We start from the raw sequence: 20823 nt of genomic DNA, 5'->3' as shown, positions 1-20823 counted from the left end.
GATGGCGGAGTGTCAGTCACGAGGAGGTCGACTGGCCCACCGCTATCGGGAGCAAGCCCCCTCTCACATTTGTCTATCGCAGCCAGTTAGTCCGCGCCAGCTCTATCACTTCATCCCCACGCCCGCTCATCACCGCCTTGAGCATATACAGGCTGAACCCTTTGGCCTGCTCCATTTTGATGCTCGGCGGCATCACCAACTCCTGGGTGGCGGTCACCACGTCCACCAGCACAGGGCCGTCATGGGCCAGGGCCCGGCGCAGGGCCGGCTCGAGGTCTTCGGATTGCTCCACGCGTATACCTAAAATGCCCATGGCATTGGACATGGCCGCAAAGTCCGGGTTTTTCAGCTCGGTGCCGGTGTCCAGGTAACCGGCGGCCTTCATCTCCATGGCGACAAAACCCAGGGACGCATTGTTGAACACAATGAGTTTCACCGGCAGATTCAGTTGCGCCAGTGAAATGAAATCCCCCATCAGCATGGTGAAGCCACCGTCGCCAGACATCGAGATCACCTGGCGCCCGGGGAATGCCGCCTGGGCGCCGATGGCCTGGGGCATGGCGTTGGCCATCGAACCATGGTTGAACGAGCCGATCAGGCGACGCTTGCCGTTCATTTTCAGGTAGCGCGCCGCCCACACGGTCGGTGAGCCCACGTCGGCGGTGAAGATCGCGTCATCGTCGGCCAGTTCGCTGAGCAATCGCGCCACGTACTGGGGATGGATCGGCCGATCGGCCTTGGACGGTTGCGCCAGGTCATCCAGGCCCTGGCGGGCTTTTTCGTAGTGCTTCAGCGAGGTTTCGAGGAAGCTGCGATCGGTCTTGCGGGTCAGGCGCGGCAGCAGGGCGTCGATGGTTTCACTGACATCGGCGGCTATGCCCAGGTCCAGGGTGGCGCGGCGCCCAAGAGCCTGCGGGTCGCGGTCGACCTGGATGATCTTCGCGTCGGTCGGGTAGAACTGCCGATAAGGGAAGTCGGTGCCGAGCATGATCAAGGTGTCGCAGTCGAGCATGGCGTGGTAACCGGAGCTGAAACCAATCAGGCCGGTCATGCCGACGTCGAACGGGTTATCCCATTCCACATGCTCCTTGCCCCGCAACGCGTGCACCACTGGTGCGCCGAGGGCGTCGGCCAAGGCCACGACCTGGTCGTGGGCACCGGCACAACCACTGCCGCACAGCAGGGTGACTTTCTCGCTGCCCTGCAGAATCTCGCTGAGGCGTTGCAGGTCCTGTTCCGCCGGCAAGGTTCGAGGTGCGTGCAGGGCCGGCCAGGGCTTGAGTTTGTCTTCGACTTCCAAAAGTGAAACATCCCCTGGAATCACCACCACCGCCACGCCGCGATTGAGGATCGCCGAACGCATGGCGCGGTGCAGCACCTGAGGCATTTGCTCGGGGTTGCTCACCAGCTCGATAAAGTGGCTGCACTCCTTGAACAGTTCCTGGGGATGGGTTTCCTGGAAGTAATTCAGGCCGATCTCCGACGACGGAATTTGCGCGGCAATCGCCAACACTGGCACATGGTTGCGATGGCAATCGAACAAGCCATTGATCAAATGCAGGTTGCCCGGCCCGCAGCTGCCGGCGCACACAGTCAACTCACCGGTGGCAGCGGCTTCGGCACCGGCGGCGAAGGCGGCGACTTCCTCGTGGCGCACGTGCATCCACTCGATGCTGTCCATGTTGCGCAGCGCGTCGGTCAGGCCATTGAGGCTGTCGCCGGTCAGGCCCCAGATGCGCTTGATGCCCGCCTGTTCAAGGGTGGTCGCCAGCTGCTGGGCCAAGTTGATTTTCGCCATGAAGAACTCCAATCGTCAGTGAGGTTAAAAGCTGCTGATCAGTAGAGGACAGTTCGATCACGGCGAATGCTCCGCCTTTAGTGTGAAGATTGCTTCATGGTTGCGCAGTATCAGCCATTCAAGATTGCACCAGCCCCAACCAACGCCAGACGACTTTCTCTTCATCAACCCGGGGCATCAGGGCTGCGTAATCGAATAGCCGCTCGCTGCCCGGCTTGTAATCGCATACCCACTTTCCCGGATAAGGGCAGGTTTCGCCGCTGCGCGCACGCATGCCGCTGACGGTCCATAGCCAGCGTACGTTCTGGCCTTCATGCAGGGGCAGGCGTTCATTCAACTGGACGGTGCACTCCACGCAGCGATTCGATTCCATTTCCCAGCGACCGGCGCGTGGTGCCGGTTGATGGCTATGGGCATGGCGAGCGGGTTCCGCAGGTGTTTGATCTGGATCGCGTTGCCAGATCAGCAGGTGATCAGCTGGCCCGTATTCGAGCGTCGGCAAAACATCCCCCTGGTTGAATTCGCGTCGAGAGCCCGCCAAGCCGGGCACAAGCCACCATCCGGCTTGGGTACAGGTCATGCCTGCAACCATGCCTAGGGGCTGAGAAACTTGAGCGTGAGCAGGCGGCTTTGGCTTGATCAACCGCACGGCCGGCGTAGGCCAATCGCTGTCGGCATCGAAACGTGCCATCCAGCGTCGGCTGTCGGCATCGGTAAAACGTTCATTCGGGTCACCGTCCCATTGGCCGAAGCCCAACAAACCCAGGTCGTCGTAGCGGATGGGCTTGAGCAATTTGTTCAAGAGCATGGGCAGTTCGGGCACGCCGTGTTCAACAGGGTGCAGCTCAGGCTGTTCGCCCAGCTCGATCCACTGGCCGCTATGCAGTTCGGTGATGTTGATGCGGGGGTGAGCGAGTGCTTCGCGTACCTGTTCGCGGGTCAGGTCGAGTTTTTTGCGCCAGTGGTCGGCGAGCAGGAAAGCCCAGGTGGGAGGGCGGATGCCGTTGGGCAATTCGTCGTCCATGCCATAGGCATATTCGATGTCAAGCCCGTAGAAAGCCGGAGCGAGGGCTCTTTCCCAGGTGGTGACTTCTGCTCGCGTGCCATATTCCATGGGGTTGGCCATGGCGAAACCGCTGTAGACCTGATGGGCCTTGAGCAGGTCGATGGTCTTGAGGACGAACTGGCGCCAGGCATCGCGGTTGTCGAGCCACCATTGCCAGCGGTAATGGAAAACTATCCAAGAGTAAGCAGGAGTGGTTCCGTTAGCTTGGAACCGACTGCGCCAGAAATGACCTGCCGTCGTCGGGGAGGATGCGTGGTTTGCTTCGTCGGTAAACCAAAATACAAAGTAATCGTTTGGATAGACATCCATCGCTTGCATGCGAAGATCAGGCTCTTCCTCGGGGTATGGATGAGGGCGTTCTGCATCCTCGTGCATGGTCATGGTGTAGGGGTGCCCAAGCAGTTGTTCGAAAGCTTCATGGATATCCACCATTAGCAAAGCGATATCACGCTGGTTGTCGGAGGTGGGGGGGAAGTAGAAACTGGTGAAGGGGCTGACGCTGTGCGAGGCTTGCTCGGTGCCTGATTCGGAGTTTGGCCATTCCTTCAGCAGCTCGATAAAGAGGTCCCGTTCTTTGACGGTAAACATCTGATGAGTTGTGCTCATGATTATTTCTTCTTCCTTGTCTGCTCAATGGTGTGGTTTTTTTTCTCATCCGCTTCGGTACCGACACAGTCTTCCGGCACCCGAAGCAGGGCTACTTTTTCCTTGCCGATTTTCTCCGGGTTTATTCCTGTCTCGGGGGTCATGAGGGTCACGTACTTTTTCATTTGTTTTGAATCCGCCCAATCACCCGGAAACTTGATCTCCACCGCCGCAAACACATTCTCGGTTTCAAACGGCTCCTGTCGGTACTCAACGACGACCAGGTCCGGTGCCAACAAGCCCTTAGGCCGTGGCCAAAAAGGCTGGACTGCACTTCCAAAGCGTTTGGGCCGCGTAGCCGGGTCTCCCAGCAGCGCCTTCTTGCTGTTGCCGTTGTAGTTGGGTTCTGCCTTGAGCGGGCTGCGCCACTCCAGCGCCTCGTCCACGGCCTCAAAAAACAACGAGGCGGTGAACTGCTTAAGTGCAATTTCTATGGTGGTCTGCACCATATCGCCGACAATCTTCCTGCGAATCCGCCGTGGCGCCTTGATCGGCATCTGCAAGGCAACGGTGCAGACTTGGCTGATCGCCGGGCGAAAAGGCACCTTGCGCTCGATGTATTCCTTGAACGTAATGTTCTCCTGGCCTCGCCGCGAGACGGTACTGTTGCCGCCGCGATCCACCACGGCAAAGGTCGAGCTCTTGACCTCGATTTCGCGGGCCATTGCGTCGATGGTGGCGCGAAGGATGTTCTTGATCTGTTGTCGGCGCTCGGCAATCTCCGCAGCGAGTTGGGCCAATTCGGCGGCGGTTTTGGTGTTTTCAAGCGCCTGGTTTGCTCGGTAGGCTCGATAAGCACCGTCGATAATACGAGCGACAACGGGGGCTAGAGGACCGGGCATCAGTCGAGGTCTCCACTGTGTTGATCCAGAAAACCGTCGGGAAAAATAGCCTTGGCCTCGACGGGGGAGCCTTGATCATCGAGGGCCATCAGATAGGGCTGCCAGCTTTCACGGATTTGCTGATCGTCGCGCATGATTGCCTTATGGGCCTGCACGGGTCTGGATGTCTCTGTCACCGTCCACTCAGTTCCACCCAAGGGGCAGGTCAGGCCTTCGGCAAGAAGTGCTGCGCCATCAGTGATGCGATAGCGGTAACCTGCGAAAACGCGTTGATCGTTCTTGAGCAATGTGTAGCGCCCCAGGAAGGCCCCCGGCGGTATCGCCGACAGCGATGGGGTGCCAAGTGGATTACCCGTACCGATCGAATCTGTGCTCACAGGGCCTTTGATTCTGATGGCCAGCCCGTCAAGCGTAATGCCACTGCCATCGATAGTGATGCTGCCGCCAGGCGCTCTGAGCACCAGGCGCTCGCCCGATGCAACATCGAATACGCGCGTTTTTTGCTCGATGCGTTGGCCTGTTGAGAGGTGGTAACTGTTGCGCACTGATTGCTCAACATTGCCGCCAATCTGGACGTCATGATCAGCAGCAATCCGATCATGCCGATTGTTGGCAATTTCTTCGACTCGGTCTCCGCCGATGCTGATGTGATGGTTACGCCCCAGTTTGTGTGTTCGATCGCGGCCCACTTCCAGATACTGGTCCTGAACGATAACCAGGTGCTCATCGTTGCCCACTTGCTCGCTGCGGTCATGACCTATTTCAATCTGTTCGTCATGCTCGACCTTTTCGCTTCGGTCGTTACCCACGAAGGTCGTGTTGTTGTGCTTGATGTGGACGTTCTTGTCTTTTTCAGCATGGATAAAGACTTCTTCCTGGCCCCGTTCATCCTCAAAGCGCAGCTCATTGAAGCCAGAGCCCTTATGAGTGCGGCTTTTGATGGTCATCCGCGTTTTGTGTTTAGGCAGTTCATAAGGCGGCAGGTTGGTCTGGCGGTAGGTGCGGCCCGTGGCAATCGGCTGGTCAGGATCACCATCCAGGAAGCTGATAATCAGCTCCTGATTCACCCGCGGCACGGCCATGGCGCCCCAGGTCGCACCGGCCCAACCCTGGGACACACGAATCCAGCACGAACTCTGGTCGTTGTTTTTGTCCGAGCGATCCCACGGAAACTGCACCTTGACCCGACCCCACTTATCGCAATAGATCTCTTCGCCCGGCGGCCCGACTACCGTAGCGATCTGCGGGCCGTCGATGCAGGGTTTGGCGCACAGCGGGGCTTTCCAGTCAGACATCCAGTGGATTGCGCTGGCTTTCATTTCGTAGAACGTACCGCTGTCACTGCCGAAGGCTTCTTCCTCCAGGCTGCTGTGTTGTTTGCCTGTGTGCGTGACGGCAATGGTGCGCCAACGATCATTGAAGTCCTCACGGGGATGCTCGTTGAGGTCGAACGCCAGCCCGGGTTGCAGGCGTGCGTCATCACCGGCCACATGCGCCAGCTTGGCGTCGTTGCGCAGGGCGGTGAGGCGCGTTTTGGTAAAAGGTTTACCCGCGATATCACGCTTGTAGCGGCCGGGGTAGTCGTAGCGCTCGTAGTCCTTGTGTTGGTGGTTCAGGTCCTGGTCGCCGGTGGCGGTGTGCTGCTGGTTGTAGTACGGATGAGTGAAGGTGTAGTCGCGTTGCACCTGGCGTGCGGTGCGCACTTGTTCGGTGTAGTGGAAGCGGGTCAGTGCCGGTTCCGTGGCGGCGCCACCCCCCATGGGTTGGTAGATCACCGGGCAATGTTTGTGCGTGCCGATGGTGCCTAGGCCGCCCACGCGGTCGGTAAGGATCAGGGTATGACCGTCGGCGCGGTGTTCGAATGAGTAGAGCAGGCCCTCTTCGGCGGCGAGGCGAGTGATGAACGCGAGGTCGGTTTCACCAGCCTGCACGCAGTACTCACGCGGGCGGTGTTCGAAGCAGATTTCGCTGCGTACATCGGTCAGTCGTTGCTCTGCGAGCATACTGGTAATGATGTCGGGCACGGTTTGGCCCTGGAAGATGCGCCAGTTGGACCTCAGGTCGAAACGCGCCAGGGTCGGTTCGATCACGGCGGTGTAGCGGGTGCGACGAAAACCGGTGTCGGCCTGGGTAAACAGGCTGACCAGACCGTGGACATAACGTACCGGGATTTCGCCGCGCCATAGGGTGAACAGCCCTGCCAGGTCCAGCACTCGGTTGAAGTCGATGGCGGCGTCGAAGCTCGCCAGTTCCAGTGTGAGCTTGAAGGGCTGGGACAGGCCTTCTTGAAGGCTAAAGGAAATTATGTCGAAGGCATCGCCTTTCAAGGGCTCGAAGGTAAAACGCAGGTCATTTTGGCGGGGCATGGCGACCCTCCTGATCGGCTATTTATGAACAAGGCCTACATCGCGAGGATTTTGTTCAGCGATGTGAGCACCTCCTGTGTAATGGCGTTCAGGCGCATGGAGTAAATGGTGTAGGCGACCGTCAGCACAACGACTGCCATGGCCCACGGCGTCCACAATGGCCAGGAGCGTTTGATCCGATAGTTGCGCGGCGCAACGTTGGCCAATGGGTCTGTCAGACGCTTGGGCGTTTCGCCGCGCAAGGGGCGCAACAGACCATGCAAGTGATCAATGATCTTCTGTATTTCATCATCGCCCTTGGCCTGGGCGCCGTATTTGCCCTTGAGACCGGTGATCAGGCACTGGTACATGAACTCCAGCACATGCTGGTATCTGGCCGCTTCGGGAATCATGTTGTTCATAACAGTGAAGAATCGCTCCCCACCCCAGGTTTCCTGATGAAACGCGTTGAGGAGCGAGTCTTGGCTCCACTCTGAAGATCTCCCCCATGGAGTGCCCATCACCACTTCATCTACTAACAAGCAAAGGCTGTAGGAGTAAGCCTTGAGCATGCCGGCGTCGTAGTCGAGTTGACTGACCTCCTCCATGATTGCGGTGATATGGTTGCGCACGGCTTGGTACAGCGCAGGGACATTGTCATGTTGATCCAGATAGCGCAGGCGGATGACCAGCCCGATCAAGGGCGTAGCCGCGCCGCACAACGGATTCCATGCCACGCCACGCATGTCGAATTCGGGATCCAATAACAGCACGAGGTCGTCAACCGAGGCCGGAGTCTCCGACCTGGTTACCTGCGGGGGCGGGGTAAGGGGTTGTGAGGGGTGGGGATTCTGTGTTTCAGACATTGGGCAAACCCTGCTCTAAAAGTACTGCTATTAGAAACTTCAGGGTTATGCGATGTCATGTCGGACGGGTTCGCCACGTTTCGTGGTTCTTGGATGTAAGAAATATCTCTTTTGCAATGCGTTTAACTGGATTTCGTTGAATGAAGTTTCAGTGATGTCTCTGGGAGAGTCAGACAGCACAGTTTTGCTTACTCGCTACAACTTGACAGAAGCACGGTATTGCCGCGTACGCCGGGCAAGAAACCATTGGTCGCATGCCAACGCCAGCCAGGGCGCGGCCTTTGGGTTGGGCAGGCGTTCACGGCTCAGGCGGCGCATCTGGTCACGTACCACGGCCAGGGTCGCAAGGGCGGCCAGGGGCTTGCGTTTCCAGCTGGTCGGCTTGAGTTGCGGGTTGGGGTCGCGACCTTGGCGCCAATGTTGAATCAACTGCGGCTCCAGCGTCAGGGCTGTGGCGATGCCAGCCATGGCGATGCCGCTGTCGAGCACCTGCTGCACTACTGGCAGGCGCCGAATGCCGCCAGTGACCATCACCGGCATGGTCGCGATGGCGGCGATTTCGCTGGCAAATTCCAGGAAGTACGCTTCACGGGCCAGGGTGCGACCGTCCCGCGCTTCACCCTGCATGGCCGGTGCTTCGTAGCTGCCGCCGGACAGTTCGAGCAAATCGATGGGCAGTGTATTGAGCATCTCCACCACCGCGCGGGCATCGGTTTCATCAAAGCCGCCACACTGGAAGTCCGCTGAATTGAGCTTTACCGCCACGCAAAAGGCAGGGCTGACGCTGTCGCGCACGGCCTGGACCACCTCCAGCAGTAAGCGCGCGCGGTTTTCCAGCGGGCCGCCCCAACGGTCGGTGCGTTGGTTGCTCAGCGGCGAGAGAAACTGACTCAGCAAGTAGCCGTGGGCACCGTGGATCTGCACCCCGGTAAACCCGGCTTTCTCGACCAGGCGTGCGCTGATGGCGAAGCGCTGGATCACCTCCTCGATGTCGGCCTCGGTCATGGCCTTGGGTTTGGCGAACATCCTCGAAAAGCCACCCAGATCGAGTGCGACAGCGGAAGGCGCCAGGGCTTGCTGGCGCAGGTTGGCGGGAGTCTGGCGCCCCGGATGGCTGAGCTGTACCCAAAAGTGCACATCTTTATTTCGTGCCACATCGGCCCATTCGCGAAAACGGTCCAGATGTTGTTCGTCTTCCAGGACCACGCCGCCGGGGCCGGTCATCGCGCGGCGGTCGATCATCACGTTGCCGGTCAATAGCAGACCGGGCAGGCCATCCGCCCAGGCCGTGTACAACTGCTTCAATTCGCGGGACGGCGCCTGATCGGTATCCGCCATATTCTCCTCCATTGCGGCCTTGGCGATGCGATTGGCGATGACCTGACCGTTGGGCAGTTGCAAGGCTTCAAAAGGTGACATGAGTTGACTCCTGAGCAGGGGAGGCCTCAGGCTAAGCTTAAAGTTAACTTTAATGTCAAGCGGGCGCTGTGATGAATATTGGTGAGTTGGCGAAGCAGAGCGGGTTGGCGGCCTCGCGTATCCGTTTTTATGAGGCTCAAGGGTTGATTAGCCAGGTCGGGCGTCAGGCCAACGGTTATCGGCGCTACGCCCCCGAGGCATTGCAGACCTTGCAACTGATCCAGAGCGCGCAGCAGGCCGGGTTTACCTTGCAGGAGCTCAAGGCATTGATGCCCGCGCCGGGGGCGCACAAGCGCGATGAGTTGATTGAGGCATTGGAGCGCAAGGTGGCGCAGATCGAGGTGATGCAGACGCAATTGGCCCACAGCAAGGCACAGTTGCTGGGGGTGATCGATGCGGTGCGGGCGCAGCCGGAAGGTGTGCCCTGCTCGATGGGGCACAAGCGGGTGCTGGAATCGATCCAAACCGGCTCCTGAACATGTCGGAGGGGGCTTGCCCCCGATAGCGGTGGATCAGCCAACGAATCTGTTGACTGGTACTCCGTCATCGGGGGCAAGCCCCCTCCCACAATTTGATACTCAGCGTCGGCGGAACAGCGGCCGCGGCTCGTCGGTGGCGGCCTGATAGGTCACCGAGAAGTCCTTGAGGCTTTCCAAGGCTTCATACGGGTCTTTGTCGGCGCGCAAGGCGAAGGCATCGAACCCGCAACGGCGCAGGTAGAACAGCTGGTCACGCAACACGTCGCCAATCGCGCGCAATTCACCCTTGTAGCCATAACGGTCACGCAGCAGGCGGGCGTTGGAGTAGTTGCGCCCGTCGGTGAAGGCCGGGAAGTTCAGGGCGATGACCTGGAAGTGTTCCACATCGTCACCGATTTCCTCGGCTTCTTCATCGGCGTCCAGCCACACGCCCAGGCCGCCGTCGCGGGCCTTGAGAGCGTGGCCGTGTTCGCGCCACAGGGCCAACGGCACGATCAGGTCGTCGCAGTTGGAGATGCCGTCGAAGCTCGCGTCCTTGGGCAGCAGGTGCCAGGTTTCGTCGACGACTTCGTTGTTCTTAATGATTCGCTGCATAGACGCGCTCCTTGAACAGGTCGATGCCGATGCGTTGGTAGGTGTCGATGAAACGCTCATCTTCGGTGCGCTGTTCGATGTACACGTCGATCAGCTTGCCGATCACCTCCGGCATGGCTTCCTGGGCAAAGGATGGGCCGAGGATCTTGCCCAGGCTCGCATCGCGGCTGGCGCTGCCACCCAGGGACACTTGGTAGAATTCCTCGCCTTTCTTGTCCACGCCCAGGATGCCGATGTGGCCGACGTGGTGGTGACCACAGGCGTTCATGCAACCGGAGATGTTCAGGTCCAGCTCGCCGATGTCGAACAGGTAGTCCAGGTCGTCGAAACGGCGCTGGATCGATTCGGCAATCGGGATCGACTTGGCGTTGGCCAGGGAGCAGAAGTCGCCGCCCGGGCAGCAGATGATATCGGTCAATAGGCCAATGTTCGGCGTGGCGAAACCGCCTTCGCGCAACTCGCCCCATAGGGTGAACAGTTGGCTTTGTTCAACGTCCGCGAGAATGATGTTCTGCTCGTGGGAGGTGCGCAGCTGGCCGAAGCTGTAGCGCTCGGCGAGGTCAGCGACGGCATCCAGTTGCTTATCGGTGATATCCCCAGGGGCAACGCCGGTGGGTTTCAGTGACAGCGTCACGGCGACGTAGCCCGGCTTCTTGTGCGCCAGTGTATTGCGCGTGCGCCAGCGGGCGAAGCCTGGGTGCTGCTGGTCGAGTGCGGCCAGCTCGGCATCCTGGTTGGCCAGGGCCTTGTACTCAGGGTCGACGAAATGCTTGGCCACGCGGTGCACTTCGGCTTCGGTCAGGGTGGTCTGGCCGCCGCGCAGGTGTTCCATCTCGGCGTCGACTTTCTGGGCGAATACCTCAGGGGTCAGCGCCTTGACCAGGATCTTGATCCGGGCCTTGTATTTGTTGTCGCGACGGCCATAGCGGTTGTAGACCCGCAAAATCGCATCCAGGTAGCTCAACAGGTCCTGCCACGGCAGGAACTCGTTGATAAACGCGCCGACCACCGGGGTACGTCCGAGGCCGCCCCCCACCAACACGCGGAAACCCAGCTCGCCGGCTGCGTTGTGCACCGGCTCCAGGCCGATATCGTGCACTTCGATGGCCGCACGGTCGGAGGTCGAGCCGTTGATGGCGATCTTGAACTTGCGCGGCAGGTAGGCGAATTCCGGGTGGAAGGTGGTCCACTGGCGCACGATTTCACACCAGGGCCGTGGGTCGATCAGTTCGTCGGCAGCGACGCCGGCAAACTGGTCGGTGGTCACGTTGCGCAGGCAGTTACCGCTGGTCTGAATGGCGTGCATCTGCACGGTGGCCAGTTCAGCCAGAATGTCCGGCACGTCCTCCAGGGCAGGCCAGTTGAACTGCACGTTCTGGCGGGTACTGATGTGGGCGTAGCCTTTGTCGAAGTCGCGGGCGATCTTGGCCATCATTCGCGCCTGGCGCGAAGTCAGTTGGCCATAGGGCACGGCGACCCGCAGCATCGGCGCAAAACGCTGGACATAAAGGCCATTTTGCAGGCGCAGAGGGCGGAACTCTTCTTCGCTCAGTTCACCTGCTAAGTAGCGTCGGGTCTGATCACGGAACTGCTTGACGCGGTCCTCGATGATGCGCTGATCGTATTCGTCGTATACGTACATATAGGTCCTGTTCTCGGCAAATCTGCGCGCACGGCCGCGCACTCCCAACGGAGCCGGCGCACGATACCAGTTTGCGTATATGCGCAAAAGTGATGTTTGGGTATATGTAAATAACCAAACTGACTAATGAGAACTGTTATCGTGATACCCACATTTGTCATGCGGGCAATCATGATCTTTACTGTGGTCGAGTCTTAGTGCCGTCACCTATAAAACCGACAAGAGGCGATGCAATGAGCAATTCCACCAAAGCCCGTAAACCTGACAGTACCGTGGATGCCTGGGCCATTCTATTCCTGATCATCCTGGTAGTCGGGACCGCCGTGTTCTGGGTCAGCCACCAGTAACAAAGAGGGTCGATTGAGCCTCGATCGGCTGTCGGATTGCCACTATCATAGCGATCCATTTTTCAGGCTCGAACAACCATGTTGAAGGTGTTGATTGCGTGTGCGTGGCTGGCAGTATCGGCGCACGGGGCGATGGCCCAGGCGGCGTCGGTGGTGTTTCTCAACCCAGGCACGTCTACCGAAACCTTCTGGGTCAGCTATGCGCAATTCATGCAGGCCGCTGCCAAGGACCTCGGCCTGGATTTGCGCGTGCGTTATTCCGAGCGCGAGGCCTTTAACACGTTGGCACAGGCTCGCGAAGCGTTGCAAGGCAGCGAGCGGCCCGACTACCTGGTGCTGGTCAACGAGCAATACGTTGCCCCGCAGATTTTGCGCATGGCCCAGGGCAGTGGGGTCAAGCTGGTGATCGTGAATAACGCGTTGACCGCCGATCAAAAGCAACTGCTGGATGCGCGGGCTGATAGCGGTTGGGTCGCCAGCCTCGTGGCGGACGACGAACAGGCCGGCTACCTGATGCTCACCGACCTGCTGCGTCAACACGGCCCGGTGGCGCCGGGTCAATCCCTCGATCTGCTGGCTTTTTCCGGGGCCAAGAACACCCCCGCTGCACGGTTGCGTGAACAAGGCTTGTACCGGGCCTTGGCCGAGCATCCTGAAGTCCGCCTGCGCCAGTTGGTCTACGGGGAATGGAGCCGCCAACGCGCCTTCGAGCAAGCCACGCAACTGTTCAAGCGCTACCCGCAGGCGGCGCTGGTGTGGTCGGCCAACGATGAGATGGCGTTGGGTGCCATGCGGGCGCTGCACGACAGTGGGCGGGTGCCGGGCCAGGCGGTGTTGTTCAGCGCGGTCAACAGCTCGCCGGATATTTTGCAGGCACGCCTGCAGGGGCGACTCACCACCTTGGTCGCAGGCCATTTCACCCTTGGCGGCTGGGCCATGGTGCTGATCCATGACGATGCCAAGGGCGTCGCTATCGACGCCCACGGTGGGCGCGACCGCCAGCAAGCGTTGTTCCAGCTGATTGATACCGACCAGGCAAAACGCTTGTTGGCGCCCACGCTCCCCGTGGATTTTCGCGCACTGTCGGCCGTCGGTAAGCCGGCGTCCTACCGTTACCCGTTCAGCCTGCAACTGCTGCTGCGCTAAACGCCGGCCAGGTGCAGCACCAGCTTGACGATGCCGAACAGCGTCAAGGCAAATATCACGGTGAACAGGATGCCCAGCACCACAAAATGGCTGGGTTTGCCATGGGTAAAGTCGCGGGCGCGGTTCTTGCCGCTTTGCACGCCGAAGGCGGCGGCCATGACACTGTGGAGCATTTGCCAGAAGGTCGGTGGTTTGTTGTCGACTGGATCGCTCATGAGAACCTCGTCAGGTGCAGCGTTCTCTAGAGCATAGACAATGCCTGGGGCAGGGTGGCGTTGCATGCCTGCTGTAGCCGGTTGCACTCTTATGTATGCACCACCGTCCATGGACCCCGCGGTGATGTGCTGTCACTTCAATTCAAAGGAGTGACCGCATGTCCGATTCATCCCCACTTTCCGTCGCTGGCAAGCCTCCAGCAGCCACCCTGAGTATTCACGGCGATTTCCTTGAAAAGGCCGTGCCCCGGTGGCTGGTCGATGCCACACCCGCTCGCAGGGCGGCGTTGGTACAGGCCACCTCGCTGCCGGATTGGTACACCAGCGCCACGCTGGAACAACGTAAATCCATGCATGCCAGCGTCAAGGCCAGCGCCATCGCCCAGGTGCGACTGGACCAGCGCATGGCGACCTTCCAGGACGTCGACACCTTTGCCCGGCCCTTGCTGCTCGAGGCGTTGAAAGCGCAGTTCCAGGTCGAGGTTGACGTCGACAAGACCTTGCTGTGCCTGCGTCGTCCGCTGGAGGTAACCGTGTTCCAGGTGGAGGTAGCATCCTTCGAGGTGCTCAAGTTACCGATGCTGCAAGCCGCCTTGCATAACTTCGAAGCCTGGGAATGTCGCGACGGCGCCTATCACGCCAGTTCCGGCTTTGTGGTGCAGACGTCGAGCCCTGACACCTTCGAGCCTGCCACCTTGGCGCTGACGGTCAGTGAGTTCCTCAGCCTGTGCCGCAGTCTGGATGTGGGGGCCAAGTATCAGGATTACCTCAAGGGGTTCTTCGCGTCCGCCGATGGCACCCTGCGTGACGCCTTCGTCTCCAGCCAGAAAGCTACCCTGCGCGCTGCCGCCGACCAGGCGCTGGTGAGCGGTGACATCGAGCCTGCGGACCACGAGATGATTGTCTCGGTGATCAACGGCGAGATCCACCCGTGGATGAGCGATAAACAGGTGTGGTTCAACGACATGGGCTTGATGAGAAAGCGCATGACCGGCTGCGTGGCCTTCGTGATCTGCAAGAAGTACCGCTACAACGACGAGGTGATCCTCTACGTCCCTCACGACCCGGCGCATCCGCTCAAACGTTATACCGCCGAGCAGATGCGCGCGCAGTTCAAGCGCCTGTTCACCGCCCGCGACGGCCTGCAGCCCGGCGATCCAAGCCCCACGGCCTACCAGCGGTTTTTCAGCCAGTTCGTAGCCTATGTCGAACGCAGCTACTACTTCAGCCAATTCACCCAGGAGACCGCCGACTCTCCCGGCGGCCCGTTGACGTCACCGTGGCGCACGATCATCGAAACGATCAGCGCGGCGTCGCCGGTTACCCAGATCAAGGAACTGCCCCCAGCGCGTGCGGCGAAACTGGAACCGGCGGCCGACCCGTACATCGCGCCGTCGACCCTCACGCGCAAAGGTCGTGGCCCGTGGGCGGACAATGTCGACCTGTGGGCCTACCTGTTTGACCGGCACCGCGACAAAGTGCTGGCCGATGCCCGCAGCCACGCGGTACCCACCGCCGAAGTAGACGCCAAGGCGCGGGATGCGAAGCTGGCGCACCTGCTGCAAGTCGGCCTGCTGGGCTTGAACCTGGTGTCGATGTTCGTGCCGGTGTTGGGCGAAGTCATGTTGGGGGTGATGGCCGCGCAGTTGTTGTATGAGACCTTTGAGGGCTCGATCGAGTGGGCCGAGGGCGACAAGCGTGCCGCCAAGGCGCACCTGATCGACGTGGCCGAGAACCTCGCCCAACTCGCCGTGATGGCCGGGGTAGGGGCGGGTGTGCGCAGGTTCAAGGCGGCGCGGCTGGAACCCGTGATTGAGCGCCTGAGCCCAGTCACCTTGCCCAATGGTCAAACCCGCCTGTGGAAGCCTGACCTCGATGGTTATGAAAGCGCCGTCACGCTTGGTGCCAACACGCCACCCAATGCGTTGGGCCAGTACCTCGTGGAAGGCAAGACCTATATCCGCCTGGGCAATAAACCCTACGAGCAGGTATTCGATGAGTCGATCAAGCAGTGGCGCATCAAGCATCCGAGCGACGTCGATGCTTACCAGCCGATTCTGCAGAGCAACGGCCGCGGTGCCTGGCGCCACAGCCTCGAGCGGCCGCTGGAGTGGGATCGCCTTACCCTGCTGCGGCGCATGGGGCCGGTCACCGAGGGTTTTTCCGATACCGAGTTGATCAAGGTGGCGGATGTCAGTGGGATCAGCGACAACGCACTGCGCAAAATGCACGTGGACCACGCGGCGCCACCTGCGCAACTGAGCGATGCACTGCGCTTGTTCAAGGCCGACACCGACGCCGGCCAAGTGATCGAGCAATTGCGCGGCACCCAGGCCATTGACCAGCGGTATCTGTATGCGCTGCCCCTGGTCACCGAACTGCCCGGCTGGCCCAGGGCTCGTCTGCTAGAGGTGTTCGAGGGCCCTGAGCTGTCCGGGAGGTCGGTTAAGTACGGTTCCGAACGCCTGCGTGTTGGCGCCACCCAGAAGGCGTCGATCAAGATCAGCCGTGCCGATGTGCTCGACGGCAAGCTACCTGAGCGTGTCCTGGCGGCGCTCGACGAGCAGGAAATTGTCGGGATGCTGGGCGCGCAGGGCGCGCGGGTCAAAGAGGCAAGGCCCCTGGAGTTCAGCAAGCAACTCAATGAGTACGCCCAAACCCGCAAACCGGCCATCTTCGACAGCATCTATACCGGGACCGAACCATTACCACCTCGGGTTCGCGTGCTGCAGCGCAACTGTCCCGGCCTCAGCGAGGCCGCCGCCGAGCAAGTGCTGGCCCATGCAGGCCCTCCTGAGCTCAAGCAACTGGACGAAGCCCACCGGGTGCCCCTGACCCTGTTGGAAGAGGCGCGCTGGTATGCACGCCAGGGCCGTCAGACCCGGGCGTATGCCGGTTTGCGCAGCGACACCATGGCCTCGGCAGACAGCCGGCGCCTGGCCCTGCATTGCCTGCAAAAGCTGCCGGGCTGGCCCGACGACCTGCGCCTGGAGGTTCGCGACGCCAGTCCCAGCGGTTCGTTGCTGGACAGTATCGGCAGCGCGACGGCAGTGCAGCTCAAGTACCTGGTGAAAAAAGGTCCACATTTTCAGGCCTTCAATGAGCGCGGTGAAGCACTCAACAGCGTGTCCAGGGAAGGCGACAACTTCTACGCTTCGTTAATGCATGCGTTGCCCGATGAAGCTCGGCGCGGGTTGGGTGTGCCGCAGGTCGGCCAGAGTGCCTCGCTGCAAGATAAACTCATTGAGTTTGCCGACCGCTATCGCAGTGAAACGCCCCTGCTGCTGGAACCCCAGGGCCGCTGGTTCAGGCCGCCTGTGCGGGTCAATGCCAAGCTGCTGGGCTACCCCGCCAGCGGCCGGCCGCTGGATTTGCGCTTGAACCTGGAGGCCCGGGCGCGCACGCTCTATCCGGAGCTGAGCGGCGACCAGGCCGCGGCTTATATTCGTCGTTTGCGCCAGGCGGGCAAGAGCGACCGGGATATCTTCAACGCCCTGCAAAACTGCGAGCGTGAATACCAGCAGTTGGCATCTACGCTCGATCAATGGGTAGGCCAGGCTCCTACGACCTATGCCTCTTGGAGCACCGCCCCTGACAATACCGCGTACCTGCACAGGGCCCAGGTCGCGCAACTGTTGAAGGCCATTTGGGCGCGGGCGCCGCTGGTCGGGGAGGTGCAACACGCGGATCGTCTGTCCCTTGTCATCAATGACCCCTTGCCGCCATTGACCGCGGATTTTTCCCATATTCGTGAGTTATCGGTGGGTGGTCGCGGTATGACGGATGCCAATTCGAACGCGTTTCTGACGCGCTTTCCCAATGTGCGAACCCTGTCGATTGGTGAAAACGGCCGCTTCTGGGGCCCCACTGCCGACGGCAAGCCGGCGTTGACGAGCCTGCCCCAGGCGGTGAGTGAAATGCGTCAACTCAGTAGGTTGAAGTTCAAGACTGATGCGTTGTCGCTGGCTCCGGACTTCGCCTCCAAGCTCCAGGCCCTGACGGCACTGGAGGAGCTGCATATCGATTGCGCCGGCTTCTCGCCGACGGCACTCAATAACCTGGACCTGTCCGCACTGGTGCAGCTCAAGCAACTGAAATTCGACGCCCCCCATGCGCTCTCGCGTTGGCCGGCCTACGTCGAGCAGTTACCCAGGCTTGAACGTCTGGATTTGAGCAACACCGCGATCAGCGCCTTGCCGCCCAGCCTGTACAGTGGGCATGAACGCTTGTGGGCTGGCCTGTCGCTGGACTGGGCCAAGTTCCCCCCCCAGGCATTCAAGCCCGCCTATGAATACATCAAGGACTACCAAGGCGAGCAGGGGAACTTGATGGATTTGCAACAGATGGTCAGCGACTACATCAAGGGCCAGTTGGGCGCCATGGCTAGAAAAAACCAGCCGATCACCCTGGCGTTGCATGAAAAACTACTCGCCAGTGCGCCGACGCCGCAAGCGCGGTTTGCCGCGATCGAAAAACTCAGCGCCGAGTACGACCGGGTGTTCGAGTCGTTCTATTATCCGCCGGTCAGTGCCACGCAAAGCTTCAGGCTGCGCTCGGCGTCCTGGCAAGTGGGGCCGGCTGCCGAACTGGTCAATGTCCTGGAGGCCAATTGGTGGGGGGCAGTGGCGCAGCGTTATGGCTTGCCCGCCAACGTGTCGGTGCTGGAGCTGCCCGGTGCGGACACCTACAGCGTGCCACCGGGAACCCCCATTGAGCTGCCGCCTTTGCCTGCCGGTAGCTTCGAGCATGTGCGCACCCTGCGCTTGCGTTGGTCCGGCCAATCCGCCGAGCAGACACGCGGTTTTATCCGTGCTTTCAGCGGTACGCAGACCCTGGAGCTCAAATCCCATCGGTTGAACGAAATACCCATTGCCCAAGGCGATCTTCCGGCCTTGACCCAACTGGACCTGTCCTTCAATCAGCTCGAAGGCGGGCCGCAGGTGCTGGCGCAACTCAATGCTCTTCAGAACCTGGAGCTGTTGGACTTGAGCCACAACCCGCTCAACCAACTGGATGTCAGCGCCTTGACGCGGCTCAAGGCGCTGAACCTGCGGGCCACGCAGTTGCAGGCGTGGCCGACCGGCGCCGAAGGTTTGCCGCAATTGGCCTGGCTCGACCTGCGAGACAATCAACTGCCAACCCTGCCGATCCGGGTATTGGAGAACGACGCGGTGCTGATGAAGCTTGACCTGGCAGGTAACCGCTTTACGCCAACGGGGGAGGATAGCCTGCAGTCGGCGCGCCAGCGGGTCGAGAACACCCAGGGGCTGCCCGCGGGCGCGTTGGCCCGGTTTGAACAGCAAGGCAGGTCGCAAGCTTTTGCGCCACCGCATGCCAGCGTGTCGATGGCAGGTTATCTGTTGCCCATGCCCCGGCCTTTCGCGGGGCCTGCAGGCGCGCCGGGTTACACCGCACGCTTGCAACGGCTGAACCCGGCACTGACTGAAGAGTTAGCGCTGCAACGGCTCGCACAACTGCGCAGTGCCGGCATGGGGGAGTCACAGGTCGACGCTCAACTGACGGCATGGCACCAGGCGCATGACACGTTGCTCCGTCAGCTCAATGGTTGGCTGTACACCCGCGAGCTCCGGGGGCAGGACTTGAGCGCGGTGGCGCAAGAGCGGCGTCTGGTGGCGCTCAAGATCAGGCAGGCCTGGCAAAACGGCCTGTCAGACGATGCAGGTACCGAGTTGAGCCTGCATGGCCTTCAGGTCAACGACCTACCCAGGTTGAGCACACCGCTGTACCACGTCCATACCCTCGATTTGACCGGTGTGCGCTTCTCGGAGCAAAGCGCCGAAGGTTTCCTCGACAGTTTCCCGGCCTTGCGCCGATTGGTCCTGAGCGGCAACCAACTGACGACGCTGCCCTTGGCCGTGCAACGTCTCAACCAGCTTGAACAGCTGGAACTGGCCGCGAATGCGCTCAGCGACCCCGAGCCGCTGTATCCCTTGCTGGGTAATGAAGGTTTGCGCCGGCTGGATCTGAGCCACAACAGCTTGAGAATGTTCAACCCCAGTACCTTCGGGCGGCTGGAGGCCCTGTATCTCAATTACAATACGGTGGCCAACTGGCCCAGTGCGGCGTTGACCGCTCCGGCCCTGCATACGTTGGACCTGAGTGGCAATGCGCTGACGAGCTTTGCGTACAGCTTGCTCGATGGACGCCACGAGGAGTTGGTCACCGGCACCGACCTTGTCGATAATCACCAGCTTTCACTCAACGCCCTCAGACTCATGCGTGCCTACAGCGATAGCCACTTGGGCGGTGGGGGCGTGATGGGGCTTACGCGGGAGGAAATCGACACCAGGATTGCCGCGCTCGAAAGCGATTCCGATAGTGGTTCGGGTTCGAGCAGCGGTTCTGATTCCGATTCGGACGGTGACTCTGGCGACAGTGGCGATGATGCCTACGCGCCGTTGGAAATCATTCTTGACCCGGCCGCAGATACCAGCGAAGCGGCACTGGCGACTTGGCTGGTGAATGTTCCCGAGCCGTTGGCCGCGGCCCGGCGCGAGGTCTGGGTACAGCTGAGCCAGGAGCCCGGCCATGCGCCATTTTTTCATCTGCTCGCGCAACTGCGCCATACCCCCGAATATGAGTACACCCGAGCCGATTTCACCCGTCGGGTGTGGGCAGTGATCGATGCGGCGGTCAGCAGCGCGCAACAGCGAGAGCCGCTGTTCGTCGCCTCCCAGACCCACGCCACCTGTATCGACGGGCGCATCCTCACCTTCAGTGCCATGGAAGTGCTGGTGTTCGAAGAAAATGTGCTACGGGGCGTCCCGGGCGATGAGCTCAGGCTACGCGGCCAGCGCTTGTTGAACCTGTCACGGCAACTGTTCCGCCTCGATCGCGTCGACAGCTTGGCCGAAGCCAATGCCAAAGGCATGGACCGCGCCGAAGTGCGCTTGCACTACCGGGTTGGCATGACCCGAAGTTGGCCCGACGGCCTGGAACTGCCGGGGCAACCTTCCTATATGGCCTTTGCAACACCGATCAGCGGGCCAGAGCTATTGCAGGCCCGGACCGAGATACTCGCGGCGGAAGCGTCCGAGGCCTTTTATGAAAGTCTGCTTGCCCGTGATTATTGGCTCAGCTATTTGCGCGAACGGCATGGCCAGGCCTTCGAGGCGCTTGAAGAAAACGCGCGCAGGCGCCAGGAGGCCCTGGAAGACGAATACAGCGCCAGGCAATCGGGTACTGAGAGCCAGGAGCGCTACGAAGTGGCGTTGAACCTGTTGGAGATTGAATTGGGCAGCGCCCGTGCGCAGAAGCTGCTCGAGCTGTCCCGCCAGGAAGTACAGGAGGTGTCGGCGGGGGCGGCGCCGACACCGCGGCCGGCGTCACCGCAGCCCGGCCCATCCTCGCGTCATTGAATATCGGTTTGTATCCGCACCGCGTATTCGCGGTGCGGAT

At 60.6% G+C, this 20823-nt stretch carries 12 protein-coding genes; 3 read left to right on the top strand and 9 right to left on the bottom strand.

Annotated features, from left to right (window positions below):
• Positions 1–73 precede the first annotated feature (73 nt).
• From poxB to BLU48_RS12070, 6 genes are all read right to left on the bottom strand, one after another.
• Positions 74–1798: a ubiquinone-dependent pyruvate dehydrogenase gene (gene poxB / locus BLU48_RS12095; protein ID WP_057022528.1), complete on the bottom strand. Its 1725-nt coding sequence runs from the start codon at positions 1796–1798 to the stop codon at positions 74–76.
• A 118-nt stretch (positions 1799–1916) separates the two neighbouring features.
• The gene (locus BLU48_RS12090; protein WP_057022527.1) at positions 1917–3470 is read right to left on the bottom strand and encodes a type VI immunity family protein; all 1554 of its coding nucleotides are present in this window, start codon (positions 3468–3470) and stop codon (positions 1917–1919) included.
• 2 nt (positions 3471–3472) lie between these two features.
• Positions 3473–4351 (bottom strand): hypothetical protein, encoded by an 879-nt coding sequence (locus tag BLU48_RS12085; protein WP_057022526.1) that lies wholly within the window; start codon positions 4349–4351, stop codon positions 3473–3475.
• A complete protein-coding gene (locus BLU48_RS12080) occupies positions 4351–6717 on the bottom strand; it encodes a type VI secretion system Vgr family protein (protein WP_057022525.1) in 2367 nt (788 codons plus the stop codon). Before BLU48_RS12080 ends, BLU48_RS12085 begins: the two co-directional genes overlap by 1 nt.
• A 35-nt stretch (positions 6718–6752) precedes the next feature.
• Positions 6753–7469, bottom strand: coding sequence for a type IVB secretion system protein IcmH/DotU (gene icmH, locus BLU48_RS12075; protein WP_371851104.1), 717 nt, complete (start codon positions 7467–7469; stop codon positions 6753–6755).
• 288 nt (positions 7470–7757) lie between these two features.
• The gene (locus BLU48_RS12070; protein WP_057022524.1) at positions 7758–8981 is read right to left on the bottom strand and encodes an NADH:flavin oxidoreductase/NADH oxidase family protein; all 1224 of its coding nucleotides are present in this window, start codon (positions 8979–8981) and stop codon (positions 7758–7760) included.
• Between the two features lie 71 nt (positions 8982–9052).
• On the opposite strand from BLU48_RS12070, the gene BLU48_RS12065 reads away from it, so the two are divergent.
• On the top strand, positions 9053–9457 hold the full coding sequence (locus BLU48_RS12065) for a MerR family transcriptional regulator (protein WP_057022523.1): 405 nt from the start codon (positions 9053–9055) through the stop codon (positions 9455–9457).
• Between the two features lie 102 nt (positions 9458–9559).
• Here BLU48_RS12065 and BLU48_RS12060 read toward each other — a convergent pair whose 3' ends face one another.
• Both BLU48_RS12060 and BLU48_RS12055 read right to left on the bottom strand, forming a co-directional pair.
• The gene (locus tag BLU48_RS12060; RefSeq protein WP_057022522.1) at positions 9560–10054 is read right to left on the bottom strand and encodes a DUF934 domain-containing protein; all 495 of its coding nucleotides are present in this window, start codon (positions 10052–10054) and stop codon (positions 9560–9562) included.
• Positions 10038–11696, bottom strand: a complete 1659-nt coding sequence (locus BLU48_RS12055) for a nitrite/sulfite reductase (protein ID WP_046072328.1) — start codon at positions 11694–11696, stop codon at positions 10038–10040. Before BLU48_RS12055 ends, BLU48_RS12060 begins: the two co-directional genes overlap by 17 nt.
• 425 nt (positions 11697–12121) lie before the next feature.
• On the opposite strand from BLU48_RS12055, the gene BLU48_RS12050 reads away from it, so the two are divergent.
• A complete protein-coding gene (locus tag BLU48_RS12050; RefSeq protein WP_057022521.1) occupies positions 12122–13189 on the top strand; it encodes an ABC transporter substrate-binding protein in 1068 nt (355 codons plus the stop codon).
• Here the strand turns inward: BLU48_RS12050 and BLU48_RS12045 are convergent.
• Entirely contained in the window at positions 13186–13404 is a 219-nt protein-coding gene (locus BLU48_RS12045; RefSeq protein WP_057022520.1) for a DUF2970 domain-containing protein, read from the bottom strand. The genes BLU48_RS12050 and BLU48_RS12045 overlap by 4 nt on opposite strands.
• Before the next feature lie 158 nt (positions 13405–13562).
• Between BLU48_RS12045 and BLU48_RS12040 the strand changes: the two genes are divergently transcribed.
• The gene (locus BLU48_RS12040; protein ID WP_057022519.1) at positions 13563–20783 is read left to right on the top strand and encodes an NEL-type E3 ubiquitin ligase domain-containing protein; all 7221 of its coding nucleotides are present in this window, start codon (positions 13563–13565) and stop codon (positions 20781–20783) included.
• Positions 20784–20823: the final 40 nt, after the last annotated feature.

It is taken from the genome of Pseudomonas synxantha, from assembly GCF_900105675.1.
Taxonomy (GTDB): Bacteria; Pseudomonadota; Gammaproteobacteria; order Pseudomonadales; family Pseudomonadaceae; genus Aquipseudomonas; species Aquipseudomonas synxantha.
This window is presented reverse-complemented; position numbering and strand designations above follow the sequence as displayed.

Excerpts from the sequence above, each read along its gene's own strand:
- poxB (WP_057022528.1), bottom strand. The coding sequence starts at position 1,798 with ATGGCGAAAATCAACTTGGCCCAGCAGCTGGCGACCACCCTTGAACAG.
- BLU48_RS12090 (WP_057022527.1), bottom strand. The coding sequence starts at position 3,470 with ATGAGCACAACTCATCAGATGTTTACCGTCAAAGAACGGGACCTCTTT.
- BLU48_RS12085 (WP_057022526.1), bottom strand. The coding sequence starts at position 4,351 with ATGCCCGGTCCTCTAGCCCCCGTTGTCGCTCGTATTATCGACGGTGCT.
- BLU48_RS12080 (WP_057022525.1), bottom strand. The coding sequence starts at position 6,717 with ATGCCCCGCCAAAATGACCTGCGTTTTACCTTCGAGCCCTTGAAAGGC.
- BLU48_RS12070 (WP_057022524.1), bottom strand. The coding sequence starts at position 8,981 with ATGTCACCTTTTGAAGCCTTGCAACTGCCCAACGGTCAGGTCATCGCC.
- BLU48_RS12065 (WP_057022523.1), top strand. The coding sequence starts at position 9,053 with ATGAATATTGGTGAGTTGGCGAAGCAGAGCGGGTTGGCGGCCTCGCGT.
- BLU48_RS12060 (WP_057022522.1), bottom strand. The coding sequence starts at position 10,054 with ATGCAGCGAATCATTAAGAACAACGAAGTCGTCGACGAAACCTGGCAC.
- BLU48_RS12055 (WP_046072328.1), bottom strand. The coding sequence starts at position 11,696 with ATGTACGTATACGACGAATACGATCAGCGCATCATCGAGGACCGCGTC.
- BLU48_RS12050 (WP_057022521.1), top strand. The coding sequence starts at position 12,122 with ATGTTGAAGGTGTTGATTGCGTGTGCGTGGCTGGCAGTATCGGCGCAC.
- BLU48_RS12045 (WP_057022520.1), bottom strand. The coding sequence starts at position 13,404 with ATGAGCGATCCAGTCGACAACAAACCACCGACCTTCTGGCAAATGCTC.
- BLU48_RS12040 (WP_057022519.1), top strand. The coding sequence starts at position 13,563 with ATGTCCGATTCATCCCCACTTTCCGTCGCTGGCAAGCCTCCAGCAGCC.